Source organism: Ruegeria sp. HKCCD3925, from assembly GCF_057221175.1.
This window is the reverse complement of sequence record NZ_JBWVBI010000002.1, coordinates 232,914-247,284: the sequence shown is the minus strand read 5'-3', so window position 1 is coordinate 247,284 and position 14,371 is coordinate 232,914. Positions and strand designations below refer to the sequence as shown.

Annotated in this window: 11 protein-coding genes; 5 read left to right on the top strand and 6 right to left on the bottom strand. The window is 50.3% G+C overall.

Annotated features, from left to right (window positions below; genetic code table 11):
• Nucleotides 1–310: 310 nt before the first annotated feature.
• Complete coding sequence (locus AC2TEM_RS06075; protein ID WP_170422773.1) at nucleotides 311–1,570, bottom strand: glycosyltransferase family 39 protein; 1,260 nt, start codon at nucleotides 1,568–1,570, stop codon at nucleotides 311–313.
• Between the two features lie 759 nt (nucleotides 1,571–2,329).
• Here AC2TEM_RS06075 and AC2TEM_RS06070 point away from each other — a divergent pair.
• The 3 genes from AC2TEM_RS06070 (at nucleotide 2,330) to wecB (ending at nucleotide 6,625) form a co-directional block, all read left to right on the top strand.
• Entirely contained in the window at nucleotides 2,330–3,022 is a 693-nt protein-coding gene (locus tag AC2TEM_RS06070; RefSeq protein WP_170422771.1) for a VPLPA-CTERM sorting domain-containing protein, read from the top strand.
• A 454-nt stretch (nucleotides 3,023–3,476) separates the two neighbouring features.
• Nucleotides 3,477–4,169 carry a sugar transferase gene (locus AC2TEM_RS06065; RefSeq protein WP_170422769.1) on the top strand — a complete coding sequence of 231 codons (693 nt, stop codon included), beginning with the start codon at nucleotides 3,477–3,479 and terminating at the stop codon, nucleotides 4,167–4,169.
• A 1,382-nt stretch (nucleotides 4,170–5,551) separates the two neighbouring features.
• Nucleotides 5,552–6,625 (top strand): non-hydrolyzing UDP-N-acetylglucosamine 2-epimerase, encoded by a 1,074-nt coding sequence (gene wecB / locus AC2TEM_RS06060; protein ID WP_170422767.1) that lies wholly within the window; start codon nucleotides 5,552–5,554, stop codon nucleotides 6,623–6,625.
• Here wecB and AC2TEM_RS06055 read toward each other — a convergent pair.
• A complete protein-coding gene (locus AC2TEM_RS06055) occupies nucleotides 6,622–8,124 on the bottom strand; it encodes a glycosyltransferase (RefSeq protein WP_170422765.1) in 1,503 nt (500 codons plus the stop codon). The genes wecB and AC2TEM_RS06055 overlap by 4 nt on opposite strands.
• 163 nt (nucleotides 8,125–8,287) lie before the next feature.
• On the opposite strand from AC2TEM_RS06055, the gene AC2TEM_RS06050 reads away from it, so the two are divergent.
• Together AC2TEM_RS06050 and AC2TEM_RS06045 are read left to right on the top strand one after the other, a co-directional pair.
• On the top strand, nucleotides 8,288–9,241 hold the full coding sequence (locus AC2TEM_RS06050) for a Gfo/Idh/MocA family protein (protein WP_170422763.1): 954 nt from the start codon (nucleotides 8,288–8,290) through the stop codon (nucleotides 9,239–9,241).
• A 232-nt stretch (nucleotides 9,242–9,473) separates the two neighbouring features.
• Complete coding sequence (locus tag AC2TEM_RS06045; protein WP_170422760.1) at nucleotides 9,474–10,556, top strand: DegT/DnrJ/EryC1/StrS aminotransferase family protein; 1,083 nt, start codon at nucleotides 9,474–9,476, stop codon at nucleotides 10,554–10,556.
• 55 nt (nucleotides 10,557–10,611) lie between these two features.
• On the opposite strand, the gene AC2TEM_RS06040 is transcribed toward AC2TEM_RS06045, so the two are convergent.
• The 4 genes from AC2TEM_RS06040 to AC2TEM_RS06025 all read right to left on the bottom strand — a co-directional run bounded on the left by AC2TEM_RS06040 (nucleotide 10,612) and on the right by AC2TEM_RS06025 (nucleotide 14,363).
• The gene (locus AC2TEM_RS06040) at nucleotides 10,612–11,625 is read right to left on the bottom strand and encodes an NAD-dependent epimerase/dehydratase family protein (RefSeq protein WP_480856031.1); all 1,014 of its coding nucleotides are present in this window, start codon (nucleotides 11,623–11,625) and stop codon (nucleotides 10,612–10,614) included.
• 140 nt (nucleotides 11,626–11,765) lie between these two features.
• Nucleotides 11,766–13,214 (bottom strand): phosphonoacetaldehyde dehydrogenase, encoded by a 1,449-nt coding sequence (gene phnY, locus AC2TEM_RS06035; RefSeq protein WP_170422756.1) that lies wholly within the window; start codon nucleotides 13,212–13,214, stop codon nucleotides 11,766–11,768.
• 41 nt (nucleotides 13,215–13,255) lie between these two features.
• Nucleotides 13,256–13,591, bottom strand: a complete 336-nt coding sequence (locus tag AC2TEM_RS06030) for a carboxymuconolactone decarboxylase family protein (protein ID WP_170422754.1) — start codon at nucleotides 13,589–13,591, stop codon at nucleotides 13,256–13,258.
• 10 nt (nucleotides 13,592–13,601) lie between these two features.
• Complete coding sequence (locus AC2TEM_RS06025) at nucleotides 13,602–14,363, bottom strand: amino acid ABC transporter permease (protein ID WP_170422752.1); 762 nt, start codon at nucleotides 14,361–14,363, stop codon at nucleotides 13,602–13,604.
• Nucleotides 14,364–14,371: the final 8 nt, after the last annotated feature.

The window sequence follows — 14,371 nt, the reverse complement described above, 5'->3', positions numbered from 1 at the left end:
TCCTGACGGCTTGAGGTTTCCCCTTCGAAACCAACACCGTGAAAACGGCAAAATATGGACGATTCAAGCCCGTGACGCTGTTTGTGATAAAGAGGTGTGGGTGATTTAGATGCATCGCTGATCTCTGGCCACTTTGACGCTACAATGTGTAGGTATCACGCTGTTTGTTTCTTCTGGTGCCGGTTGAATACAAAGCATCCGGTAGCTTCTTCTGGCTGGCAAAGTTACAAGTGCGTAGGCTCTGATACACAAATTTAGCAAGTATCCTAGGCAATGGTGAAATATTAGCAAGAAAAGTCCTCAAAGCTGACTAAGTATCATTCGTGCGTCTAAGCCAATTCCCCAGCAGTGTCGTGAGAAACATCGCATTTGACGCATAGATCAGCCAATCAAATGGGATTCGAAATCGAACCCGAGTGAAGAATATGGCATAGGCGAGCCCTCCACCTATCCAGAGTGCCAAAAATAACCATTCTATAGGTCGAAACGGAATCCGTCGCCGCATCGCCAAATGGGCTGCTAGTGGCAGGATCAGAATTATATGGCTGACCAGCAAGATCGCCTCACGTGTATCTACTTTAATCAACGAGGCGCCGCCGTCGATAACTTTGTCCGACAGCAATTTGTTGCTATAGTCGAACCAATGTAAAAATTTCCCAATATAGAGTTGTGCTACACGTCCCGGATCCGCAGCGATTTCGCGGAATGCTGCGTTAGTCATGATTTGATTTGCTTCAACTTCAGTCGCGCCTGTCAGCTCTGTGTACACATACTCAGGCAGCCTGATATTGAGGGTCGTATCATACCGTGCATTCGGCGCATTACCAAAGACCAAATTGTATCCGGAACTGGTCGAGATTGGGATAAATGCATCGAACGCGATGTAATTCCTCACAGTCCAGGACGAAACAATAACAGCGGACACAAGCGCGCACAGAAGTGCTGTAGGCCAAGGTCTTGCGACGTTCCATATCACCCATGTGACCAGAATGGGGGACAACAATAAAAATATGGGGACCGTCATGATCAAAAGACCAAAACTAAAGCCCGTTGCGAACGCCATACGCCATTGATGCAATGCGGTTAACCGATCGAGACACAAAATTGTCAGAAGAAGAAGAAAGGTAGCGAGCGTCTGAGGGTAAAGTGTTGTCGCTGCATACATTATCGCGGGCGATGTTGGAACAAGTAAAACAGCCAACAAACCTGCGTGCGGGCCGGCATGGCGCTGAACGATATGGAATAGTGCAATAAGGCTGAGCCCCAAGAGCATCGCATTAGCCAGCCGCGCCTCCAGCAGGCCCCCGCCAAGACCCGCAATAGGGGTAAGAAAGAACACCAAACCTGGTGCGCGATAGGCGGTCAAAAGATCCCCAGTTTCCGAAAAGCGTCCGGTCCACGCCAAATTTTGTGCAATAGCGAGAAAGTCCGTTTCGTCGAAAGATCTCTCTCGGCCGCCCTCAGCGAATATAACAGCCCAGCATAACAGGACAGCGAGGAAAGCGATCAAATAGGCTAGTTTGCTTTCATGACCCGCCGATCGGCTCAAAAGGCGTTCGAGAAGCGCCACTTCTACCTCATTCTATTAACTGATTAACCTAAACGACACGTTCAACACAAAGTTCTGTCAAATGAACTACTCTAAATTTCTTCCACGGCTATACCGGCCCGTCAAGGCAGTTGATGCGCCGCCGTGAGGTAAAGACAATAGCAAATCCTAGCAATCTAAAGAATAGACCTCGCCATTAAATATAGTCAGCAAGCAATTAGGAACGGAAATTACTGCCTCTGTTGCAACACTCTGATCATCAAAGTGTGGTTGATATCGAATACTCAAAGCATTGCTTCAAGAGCGCAATTTGGGCTTGGTCCATCATTAAATTTAGACCCGCTTAGTGTTCCTTTCTTCGATTTGAGTTTCATGATCAAGCAGGAATTCAATGGCTTCTGCATAAGATGTAGACTTCATGTTTTTAAGTACATGCAGTTTGCGGAGCTAGTTCTTTAGATTCAGGGAGGTGTTCAATAAGTTTGAATTGTCGAAACTTGGCCATAGGAATTCCGCGATTCGTGCCTTGGCGAAAGTGCAGTGTTAATAAAAACAGGTTTCGGCACAACTCTTGCGAGAATAATATCCCAGTTGTCAGTCACTGACACACGCATAAAGTGTGCGACATGAAGAAAAGTTCATCCCGGTAAATATTTGTGGCGCTCTTGGGAACTCCAGCATTGCGTGATTGGCTCACTATGTGTTAGTTAACGTGATACATTCTAAGTTGTCGTGTCGCCGTATAGGCCCTTGGGCTACGGATAGTGGGTAGAGAGTAACATGAATTTCAAGCTGAGTTTTAATGCGGCTGTGCTAACCGCATCGATAGCAATGACAGCAACTGCTGCAAGTGCTCTGACTGTAGATTTCAACGTCGGTCGAAATTGGACGTCTGGTACCAATACATACACAAGCAACGATGGGTCAGTTAACGTTGATGTGGATGGGGTTCGGGTTAACAACAGTGGTACCGTCACTGATACAGATAATTTCCTGACTGCAAGTTGGTCTGGTAATCAAGGTGGTATCGGGATTTATGACTGCCGTAACGTTAGACGAGGTTACTGCACTTGGGATGAGCATACCATTGATGGAAGCGGCCCAGATGAGTTTGCTCTGCTCGATTTTGGCGGATTAGAAGTTGAGGTCACATCTGTGACATTCGCTTACTGGGATCGGCATGATTCATTTGCGTACGGGACATATGAAGACACCAGCATCCCAGCGACTGCTCAAATTTTCGAAGAAGATCTCGGAAGCGGGAACTCAAGTTTGTACACACACTACTTCGGTAGCGGAGAATTGATCGGTTCGATTATTGGCTTTGGTGCCGACAGTTGGCGAGATGATTTCAAGCTTCAGAGTATCTCTTTCGATGTCGTGTCAGCGGTACCTCTACCGGCGGGATCGATTCTATTGCTGACCGGTTTATTTGGTATGGGAGTTATGCGGAGACGCAAGCGCCTATCTTGAATGCCCCGCCAAGTGGACACCCTGAGCCGGTCTCACGGTCGGTCTAGGTGCCTTTATGGCTGCAATAAATTGAAACACCTAACTAGTATCTTCTTTGTTACTGGCTGTAGGCAATACATCAGAAAATAGATACTCTGGCATTTTAGACTACATTTGTTCCTATCGGAGCGGAATACTTAGCCAGCAATGCAATTGCTGTATACACTTATGGCAATAAATATTGTGTGAGGCTGTACTTGCGCTCAATAAATGCAAATCTAGAACTGTTTAGCCGGATTATATGGTTTGTCGGATTGGTAATAATAGTGTAAAAGAATGTCTGGGGAGATTGTCGATGTTCTAACAGAGATTGATTCTCACTCCAAGTTCTGTTGTTTGCAGAAGCCGATTCGTTAAGGCAAATCTGCAGTAGTAATAGTAGGCCAATTATTGGCTTTTGTTTGCGAGTTATAAAATGACGAGCCAAGATATTAGTATTGTCAGAGAAGCGAGCCGTCGAGGTTCTATAGAAAACCCTGATCATTTTGTGACCAATCCTGTTCACCTTTATGGACAGTTGTTCAAACGGGTCTTGGATCTTTCGATTGTGTTGCTAGCGCTGCCAATTGTCTTACCTTTGATTATGATGCTTGCGGCTTGGGTAGCCTTAGATGGGGCTAATCCACTTTATGCTCAGCGACGTGTTGGTCGAAACGGACGCGTTTTTACCATGTGGAAGCTTCGTAGCATGGTTCCAAATGCTCATGCTTTGCTTGAAGACTATCTCGAGGATAACCCGTCAGCGCGAAACGAGTGGGACGAAACCCAGAAGCTCAAGGATGATCCCCGAATAACTTCCGTAGGACGCATTCTGAGGAGAACTTCGCTGGATGAACTGCCCCAGCTTTGGAATGTGCTCGTCGGTGAAATGAGCCTCGTTGGACCGCGGCCAATGATGCCTGAGCAGCAGAAGCTCTATCCTGGCACGGCATATTTTACGCTACGCCCGGGCCTGACTGGACCTTGGCAGGTTTCCAAGCGAAACTCGGGCAGCTTTGCCAGTCGTGCAGAGTTCGACACATCCTACGCTCAAAATCTGACGCTGAAATCTGATCTGAGTATTATCTATTCGACGGTTGGCGTTGTAATCAGGGCTACTGGTTGCTAAGAGCTTCAGGCTGCTTAGAAGCTCATAGCGACGGAGAAAGCGGTTGAATATGGTGCCGTCAGGCTCTTGAAGACCTGACTGAGTCTGAAAATACTACTGACCTCACGCCTGTGGCGCGATCTCCGGCTAGGAAGCTGAGCCGAAAATTTATCTGCCTTTATTGACAATCTGGGGCCCGAATAACGCGTCCGAAGCCTTGGATTCCTCCCCGTCCTTGGAGTATTCCATCATGGTAGTTAAGAAAATGGAGGGACCACATAGCGACAAGCGAACGGAGTCCAAAGAGAATGTCTCGAAGTCGCAGCTGGTCGAGATCTTGATGGCGAAAGGCATATTCTATCTGAGTATTATCCGCCAGATTAGTATCATTGAACAAACCTATTTCCACTGGAAGAAGAAATATTAGTGACGGCGGCGGTTCAATTGCAGGAACGCCAGCACGTTCAAATGGGAACAAACGCCTTACAAAAGGGGATTTCGGATCCGATGACAGACAAACTGACTATGATAAAGCCAGCCGAAGATAACTTCTGAGCCCCACGGGTCACCGTATCTGTATCGGTTATGCACGCCACCGCCTGCGTGCTACGGAACTTCCTTCTACCCGACAGTCCTTTGCAAAGCAAAAGATGAGGCGGACGTGTCTTATCCTTACACAATAACGATCCACTAATGGCAAGCTGCCCCAAGGTCGAGCTGACGAAGCGTGCTTGGCGGCAAATGTGATAGAGTTGAACCGTCAGCTTGGTCGATGTGGCTATTGCGGATCGCGGATTTAAAAAGAAGTAGCTTGGCCCCTTTTTTGCAGCAAGCTATGCAAAGTAAGTATGTGCAATAGCTGCATACGTCGTACCGCGCATCCCATGGTAGATTGGTTACAGCGAAAGTTCTAATGCCCGGTTCAGGGATAGCTCCATAAATCGTAAAATCTATCATAATCTAAGAAAAGTGTAGCCTCTAATAAAAAGATGGCGAAAACGTAATAATTAGAAAAATCCGGGTAGTGCTCAGGGATATTAACTCGTTCTAAAACCACCCATCAGGTGGGCACAAGACCGGTTTTGCATCAACACTCAAACTGGACCATCCGAGGGTGGCTGCTCACAATCGCTACCGCTTGGAGCGGAGAGAAGCCTCTAATGAAAAGGCCTGGGCAAGGCCCGGTACAATCGTCCGCAGTGCCAGTTTGAAATTCTATTTACTCAGGTTAGCTGCTCTTCATGTCTTTAACTACCTTCACAGACCTCGTCACTTAACGTCGACCAAGGTAAAAGCCAAGCTAATCAAAAACTGTGTGAGCGAAACAGTCACAAGATATCACGTGGAATTTATATAGGCCGTGTGTTAGCGCAGTTTTAGGTTATTACTTATTTGGAGCTACCGTGAAAATCGCAGTTGTAGTTGGCGCACGCCCTCAGTTTATTAAATTGGCTCCGGTGAGCAGAGCCCTTCGTTCCATGCCGGGAGTAACAGAGCTGCTGATTCACACAGGACAGCACTATGACGATTCGATGTCTAAGATTTTTTTCGACGAACTAGAAATTGCAAAACCCGACATCAACCTATCGGTGAACTCAGGCAGTCATGGTGCCATGACAGGACTGATGATGCAGAAACTTGAACCCGTCATTCAAGAACATGAACCAGATGCGCTCCTTGTTTTTGGGGATACGAATTCAACATTGGCGGGTGCATTGGTCGCCTCAAAACTTCATATCCCGGTGGCGCACGTCGAGGCCGGGCTGCGCTCTTATAATCGAAAGATGCCCGAAGAAACGAACCGAGTGCTAACGGATCACATTTCCGACCTTCTGTTCACGACTTCCAGCGACGCTGTGGAAAATCTGCGAAGAGAAAGCATTTCGGAGAGCAAAATTTTTGAAGTCGGTGACGTGATGTTCGACGCAGCACTACACTTTGGTGAAAAGGCCAAGCAGAAATCAACAATTTTGGCTGACATTGGGGTAGACGCAAACGGATTCATACTTGCGACGATCCATAGAGCTGAAAATACGGATTCGCCAGAAACGTTAACAAACATTGTTGATGGTCTGGAGGCGGTTGCGAAACAACATCCGGTTGTCTTGCCATTGCATCCACGTACTGCCGCAAGGATAAAAGGAATCGGTAGTAAATTCGAACATGTCCAAACAATAGACCCAGTCGGGTACTTGGATATGGTCGCTCTAGAAAGCAATGCGGTGCTGGTTGCTACGGACTCTGGCGGAGTGCAGAAAGAAGCGTATTTTTACGGCGTCCCTTGCGTCACTCTTAGAACGGAAACAGAATGGGTTGAGCTTGTTGAAAGCGGCTGGAATCGTATCGTTTCACCCACAGAAGGGGATATCGAGGATGGTATCCTCAGTGCGATAGGGACTACCGGGAATCAGGTGGAAATCTATGGTGATGGAACCGCTTCGCAACAAATCGCACAGATACTAGCCGCGCGAGTTTAAATACCTTCATAGAGCGACGCCAACTTCTTGGCTTGCGCAGGCCAGCTGTAGGTCTCCCAAAGCTTCCTTCTGTTGGCGGCGCTTAACGTAAAGCGTTCGGGATGATCCAAGACATCCCGAATAGCTTCAGCAATGCTAAGAGGATCTGTTTCGTCCATTGCTCGTCCGAAACCGAGAGACTCTGCAAACCGACGCATCTCTGGAAGATCTGAAACACAAATTGGTACGCCAGCAAATGCTGCCTCAAAAAGCTTGTTGGGCATTGCGTAGCGGTGATTGAGCGATACGTCCTGAAACGGGCATATAGCGAGGTCTGCTGTACTAATTGCGACTGGTACATCTGGAGCTGCCACAGGTGGAAGCAAGGTAACGCGATCATCCACACCCAGGTCATGAGCGACACTCATGAACCACTTGTCGTTTCGGAGGTGCCGTGGGCCCATCGTAGCTAACTTGACTTCAGGAAGATGAACCAAAGCCTCAAGAACTTTATCTAGCCCACGATGTGACATTTGAATGCCGCCAGTAAAAATAATCAAGGGCGCCCCGTCAGCAACGTTTGCCTGAGCACGGATAGAAAGCTGATCCAACGCCTTTTCTTTACGACTATCCATGTAATCAACATCTATCTCTGGAGCATTGAGGATAAGTGTCGGACTATCTTTGAAGCGTTTGGCATATAAATCTGCGATGGACGACGATACGGTGATCATATAATCGACGAAGGGGAGACAATCGTCTTCTAGGTTTTCTGCAAAGTTCGATCCATCAGTTGGATTCTTCGTCGCCCGCGCTGGTTCGTATTCATGTGCGTCGTATACAAGCTTCGCCCCAAACTGTTTTGCAAGCACAACGCCTGCCGGGAGACAATAGATGTCGTGAGCGTGAATGACGTCCGGGGTATCATCAAATCTGAGGTTGCAGAGGTTTTCAGCGAATAAGAGAGAGTTTAGTTGATAGAGTTTGAAGAACCCTTCCCTGACCTCTCTGGCGTCAGAACTAAACAGCTTCAGATTTCTCCGAGCGTCACCAATTCCGGATGTCAGCTTAATCCTCCAGAGAAGCCGTTTGTGAGCAAACTTACGTTTCCGTCGTTCTCGGCCACTGTAGTTTTTATAGTACATCGGGTCGAGCTTCAGAACTTCTTCATCTGAAAGAAACTCTCGAAACTTGGATTTAAGGCTATTCAATCTCGCTGCAGACTTAATATAGGGCAGAACGCGCTTATCTACTTCATCCGAAACACGATCTACAAAAAAGAAACGCTTTAGCATGTCGCTGGTAATATGTTCGGAAGACTGCCAGTTGAATCGAGTGATCCGAATGCCATCGATGCTGTCTTCTTGCGGCATGCCCCCTGGCCAGTCGCAGAAGATATGTACGTTATGGCCCGCTGCTTGAAGCGCGCGCGCTTCTTTAAGAACGCGCGCATCCGCCGTTATCTCGTGGTAGGTAAGACAGAAAACGGTTTTTTGAGATTTGGGGCGGGTGTCTAACATCGGTCTAAGATCAATCTAGCTCTGACAATTCCGAACCGCTCTAACAGAGGTTGATGGGGGTTTCCAGCGTGATTGGCGATGCTTGAAATGCCTGCGTCTATTGACTTCCCAAAGAAATTCTTGGAAGCGCTGTAGCACAATTTGAGCACTTGGGACGCACCGAATGAGCAACTTCGCACTAATAGGAACCGCAGGATACATCGCGCCGCGCCACATGAAGGCGATAACGGATACCGGAAACACGTTGTTGGCTGCTCTGGACACAAGCGACTCCGTTGGGATTATCGATAGCCACTTCCCCGATGCACATTTTTTCACAGAGTTCGAGCGTTTTGATCGCTATGTTGACATGTTACGTCGCAGCGAAGCGGGCAAAATTGATTATGTCTCGATCTGCTCGCCGAATTACCTCCACGACAGCCACATGCGGTTTGCCCTTCGTTCAGGCGCCGATGCGATCTGTGAGAAGCCGCTGGTGTTGAACCCAGAGGATATCGATGGCCTGGAAGCGATCGAACAGGCGACCGGACAGACCGTAAACACGATCCTGCAGTTGCGCGTACATCCCTCGATCATTGCTCTGAGGGACAAGATTCGAAACAGCCCCAAGGATACCAAGTACGAGGTCGATCTGACTTACATCACGTCCCGTGGACGTTGGTATCTGGAGAGCTGGAAAGGGGATGTCCGCAAATCTGGCGGTATTGCCACCAACATCGGCGTGCATTTCTTTGACATGCTGCACTTCCTCTTCGGAGACCTTCAGGCGAACCATGTGCATCTCAATGCCCCGACCAAGGCCGCGGGCTATCTTGAGTTTGAACACGCCCGGTGCCGTTGGTTCTTGTCGCTGGACGTAAATGACGTTCCGGCAGAGGCGCGAGAAACTGGAGCCAGAACCTATCGCTCCATCACTATTGATGGGGAAGAGATCGAATTCTCGGGCGGATTTGCCGACTTGCACACGCGAAGCTACGAAGAGATTCTGAACGGGAACGGGTTTGGATTGAATGAAAACCGACCTGCTATTGCGATGGTTAGCCATATCCGCAATGCCTCGATCGAAGCAAGCAAAGGTGAGCAGCATCCGAAGCTGATGAGCAGCACGGTACTTTGATCAAACGGATCGTCTGCATGTCGTCCCATCACCCATTACATTTTCGGTACTAGGCAATGCAGGGGAACGGTTCGCCCAGTTATTAGTACTGCGGTAATCCGTGCCAAACAGGCCCGGTGTATTAAGTCTTTGCCGACGAATAAACATGGTCGAGCAGTACCGGATTATGTATTGGAAACTGTAGCGGTGCAGCTTGTAGAAATTCCTTAAGAACCAATAGGGCGTTTTAGCGATGCAATTTATTGACCTGGCGGAACAACAGAAACGTATCAAGGATCAGCTTGATGCCGGCATTGCCAATGTGTTGGCGCATGGGAAGTACATTCTTGGCCCAGAAGTGGCTGAACTAGAGGCACGGCTGACTGCCTTTACGGGTGCCAAACATTGCATCACTTGCGCCAATGGAACGGATGCATTGCAAGTTGCCTTGATGGCGCTTGAGGTCGGGCCGGGGGATGAGGTCATCACGCCCGGATTTTCATATATTGCCACGGCTGAAGCCGTCAGATTGCTGGGCGCAAAGCCGGTTTATGTCGATATTGACCAGACTAGTTATAACCTTGATCCCAACAAGCTTGACGCTGCGATCACACCCCGGACAAAGGCAATTATACCGGTGTCGCTGTATGGCCAACCTGCTGATTTCGAACGAATTAACGAGGTGGCTGTGGCAAACGGCCTACCTGTCATAGAGGATGCTGCTCAGAGCTTTGGCGGATCTTTGCGTGGCAAACGGTCAGGAAACCTGTCAACGATTTCCTGCACCAGCTTTTTCCCATCGAAACCCCTTGGCTGCTACGGCGATGGTGGTGCGATCTTCACCTCGGACGATGATCTGAGCAGCATTCTTCGCCAGATTGCCCGGCACGGGCAGGACCGGCGTTATCACCATATCAGGGTTGGCGTTAACAGCCGTCTGGACACGTTGCAGGCTGCGATCCTGCTGTGCAAGCTGGATATTTTCGAGGATGAACTGGTCCTGCGAGACACCGTCGCGGACCGTTACAAAGTGCTACTGAAGGAAACCAATATCGCCGCTCCAACGCTGATGGAGGGGGCGACCAGCGCTTGGGCGCAGTACACGATACGCGTGGACAATCGTGAGGATGTGCAAGCTAAGCTCAAAGACGCCGGGGTTCCGACCGCTGTGCATTATCCACTGCCGTTGAACAAGCAACCAGCTGTTTCTGACCCAAATGCCGACTTGCCTGTTGGCGATCAGGCCGCCGCAACAGTGATTAGCCTGCCGATGCACCCGTATCTGAAGGAGAATTCGCAAGAGCAGATAATCGAGGCACTGAAAAAAGCGATCTGATCGCGCTGACGGTTTAATCGGTGCTGTGGCCGGCGAATTCAGGTGTAGGCAGGTTCTATTTACCGTAATATACGCGATACCAGTCCACGAAGGCCTGAATGCCGTCCTTGATTTCGGTTTTTGGGCGATAACCGGTCAGGCGGTGCAGCAGATCGGCATTGGCCCAAGTTGCAGGCACATCGCCCAACTGCATCTCCATATAGTTTCGGATCGCGGGTTTGCCGAGGCTTTCTTCGATGGCGTCGATGAAATCCAACAAACGCACTTTGTCTGAATTTCCAATGTTCACTATGCGATAGGGAGCGACCGGGCTCAGGCTGTCACCTTCGGCGATGTCTCCGGGGGCTTTGGGGCGAACAGGCACAACGTCGATCAGCAGAGAAATTGCGCGCACCAGGTCATCAACATAGGTAAAATCACGATACATGTCGCCGTGGTTGTAGATGTCTATCGGGCGGTCGTCGAGGATCGCGTCCGTGAATTTGAAGAACGCAAGGTCCGGGCGTCCCCAAGGACCGTAGACTGTGAAGAAGCGGAACATTGTTGTCGGAATATTCCAAAGATGGGCATAGGAATGCCCCATCGCTTCATTTGCCTTTTTGGTGGCTGCGTACATAGTGAGTTGATGATCTGCTTTTTCGCACTCGTCGAAGGGCATGTCAGGATTTGCCCCGTAGATCGACGAAGTCGAAGCCATCAGCAGATGCCGCACTTTGTGCCGCCGTGCAGCTTCCATCACGTTGAACGTCCCGACAACATTGCTTTCGACATAGGCGCGCGGGTTTTCCAGGCTATATCGGACGCCAGCTTGCGCCGCGAGGTGGATGATCACGTCCGGTTCAAAAGCATCAGCGATCTGGTCGAACTTGGCGGTATCTTCCAGCATCCCTTCATCGCACGAAAAATTTGGGTTCTCCTGCAACAGCGCATGTCGGCTCTGTTTGAGGCGGACATCGTAATAATCAGTCATCCCTTCAAAGCCATGAACCCGGCAACCGTTCTCAAGTAAAAGTTTGGCAAGATGGAACCCGATAAATCCGGCAGTACCTGTGATCAGAACCTTTTGCATGAGGTATTTCCTTGTTTCGGGGCATCGCGCGTGCGTTCGACGGCACATATGACGCCAAGAGCCGAAGGGCTCAAGCGGTCATTTCATGGCTGAGTGAGCATGAATCTCTAGTGGTGTGCATTGCAATCTTCAACAAGCCTTCAACCGGGCCAAGGAAGCGAGTAGGTTTTGACATTCGTAATGAACCTCATGGCCTCGATGACCCCTTCTTTGACACCATTGCCCGAATCCTTGATGCCGCCAAAGGGGGACATTTCGATACGGTATCCGGGTTGTTCCCAGATATTGCAGGTGCCCACGTTCAGCCCATTGATATAGGCAATTGCGCGGTTCAGGTCATTTGTACATACCCCCGACGACAGGCCGTACACAGTAGAGTTCGAGATGCGCATGACCTCGTCATCGTCGTCGGGCACGCGAATGATGGGAATAATGGGGCCGAAAGTTTCCTCCATCACTAACGCAGAGTCGTGGGGAACGTCGTCGACCACGATCGGCGGCAGCAGCGCGCCCTGACGTCCGGGGTGGTAAAGGATTTCTGCTCCCTCTTTCTGGGCCAAGTGAACACGATCTTCGAAAAGCTTGGCCGCATCCTCGTGGATCACACAACCCAGCTCGGTCTCAGGATCCTGCGGATCTCCGAATCTGATCTTTTTGGCCTTCTCCAGCACCAAAGGCACAAAGGTGTCCGCGACACTCTCTTGCACCAGTATTCGCTTGATCGCAGTGCAGCGTTGTCCCGAATTGCCGGTGGCCCCGGCTACGGCGATCGTTGCTGCCCTGTCTAGATCGGCATCGTTGAGGTCATTCAGAACAATCAGTGGATCATTACCTCCCAACTCCAGCGCCTGACGTTTGTAAACCGCCTTCTCTGCGATCATCTTGCCCACGCGAACACTACCGGTGAAGGTTATGATGTCGATGTTTTCATTGGTGATCATCTCATTCCCAATGTCCTGTGGCCAGCCAGTGACCACCTGAAACATCTCAGGCGGCAGGCCTGCCTCATAAAGGATATCGGCCAGCGTCAGGCAGGTCAGAGGCGTCAACTCGGTCGGTTTGCAGACCATGCAGTTATTGGTGGCGATCGACGGAGCAACCTTGTGGCTGACCATGTTGAGTGGATGGTTGAATGGAGTGATCGCGCTGATTGCGGTCACAGGCTCGCGCATCGTGAAAATCTTGCGGGCTTTACCATTTTGGGTCAGATCGCACGCAAAGATTTCGCCATCATCCTTCAGTGCCTCGGCCGCCGCAAATTGAAAGACATCCTGCGCGCGCTTGGTCTCGTAGATCGCGTGTTGATGGCAGATGCCAAGCTCAAGCACCAGCCATTTGGCGAGGTAATCGCGACGTTCACCAATCAGCTCTCCAGCCCGTTGCAGGATTTGGCTGCGTTCATAGCGGGTCAGTTCGGGCTTGTAGTGGGCCGCAATTTCGAAGGCGCGGCGCGCGTGTTCAGCCTGCCCTGCGGGCACATGGCCCACGACCTCATTGGTATAAGGGTAGTGAACCGGGATGGTCTCAGCGGTAAAGATGATCTCGCCACCAATTCGCATCCCTTCATCACGGATTTCGGTGACTGCCATGGCAAGAACCATCCAATGAAATCGGACCGCGTACCGGTCTATTACTCTGAAAACACATCAAACGCCTTCAACGCCTTGGCGCTGTAGGCGTAAGACGGGCCGCCGCCCATATAGGTGGCCATTGCCAGCGCTTCGCACAGCTCTTCGCGGGTCGCACCCAGCCGCACCAATGAGCGGACATGGAAGCCGATGCAGCTGTCGCAGCGCGTCGCGATGGCAATCCCCAACGCCATGAATTCCTTTGTTTTTTCACTCAGCGCACCATCTGTTTTGGCGGCCTTACCCATGATGCCAAAACCACGGACGGTTTCGGGCACTTCTTTCGAGAATGCACCAATATTGGCCTCGGTCTCGGCCATGAAGTCTTTCCAGTCCATCTTATGCTCCTTATCCGCGCTCATCTGCGCCCATCCGGCGCTCGAGCCAACGCACACCGGCGCTGATGATCAGTACCAGCACCAGATACTCGAAGATCAACAAGGTATAGATCTCAAGCGGGCGGTATTCCGTCACTACCAGCTCATTCGCACGGCGTGTCAGTTCTTGCATGCCGATGACGCTGGCGAATGCGCTCATCTTCACGATGTAGATGAACTGGTTGGCCAGCGGCGGCAGAATGCGCCGGATCGCTTGCGGCAGGATCACGTAGCGCATGGTCTGAAAATAGTTCAGGCCAATCGTTTGCGCCGCCTCGCTTTGCCCTTTTGCGATAGATTGTATACCGGCACGGTAGATCTCGGCGGTAAAGGCGCTGTCCGATATCGCAAGGGTGATAATTGCACCCCAGAAGGGATCGATTGGGATGTTCATACCCATCGACTGAAAGACAATCGGCAACCCGTAGAACACCCAAAACAGCATAGGTAACAGAGGGATCGAGCGAACGAACTCGACATATACCCGGTTTACCAGCCGCCAGCCGCGCTTTTCCGATAAACCGGGCAGGGCAACCAGCAGCCCGATGACAATCGATAAGATCGCCGCAATCAGCGAAATCTGAATGGTCGCACCCATGCCCGAAATCAGGAATTTTACATTGGTCCAGCCTGAAGCCGTGGTTGGGTCAATGACGTACCAACCCCAGGTCTGTGAGGACGAACAGCCCGTGATCAGCATGAAAAGGGGAAGGAAGAGAAGTGTTTTTTTCATCGGACCCA

Bases quoted from the DNA above. Each gene is read 5' to 3' on its own strand.
- AC2TEM_RS06045 (WP_170422760.1), top strand. From the start codon at position 9,474: ATGCAATTTATTGACCTGGCGGAACAACAGAAACGTATCAAGGATCAG.
- AC2TEM_RS06050 (WP_170422763.1), top strand. From the start codon at position 8,288: ATGAGCAACTTCGCACTAATAGGAACCGCAGGATACATCGCGCCGCGC.
- AC2TEM_RS06025 (WP_170422752.1), bottom strand. From the start codon at position 14,363: ATGAAAAAAACACTTCTCTTCCTTCCCCTTTTCATGCTGATCACGGGC.
- AC2TEM_RS06030 (WP_170422754.1), bottom strand. From the start codon at position 13,591: ATGGACTGGAAAGACTTCATGGCCGAGACCGAGGCCAATATTGGTGCA.
- phnY (WP_170422756.1), bottom strand. From the start codon at position 13,214: ATGGCAGTCACCGAAATCCGTGATGAAGGGATGCGAATTGGTGGCGAG.
- AC2TEM_RS06070 (WP_170422771.1), top strand. From the start codon at position 2,330: ATGAATTTCAAGCTGAGTTTTAATGCGGCTGTGCTAACCGCATCGATA.
- AC2TEM_RS06055 (WP_170422765.1), bottom strand. From the start codon at position 8,124: ATGTTAGACACCCGCCCCAAATCTCAAAAAACCGTTTTCTGTCTTACC.
- AC2TEM_RS06065 (WP_170422769.1), top strand. From the start codon at position 3,477: ATGACGAGCCAAGATATTAGTATTGTCAGAGAAGCGAGCCGTCGAGGT.
- AC2TEM_RS06040 (WP_480856031.1), bottom strand. From the start codon at position 11,625: ATGCAAAAGGTTCTGATCACAGGTACTGCCGGATTTATCGGGTTCCAT.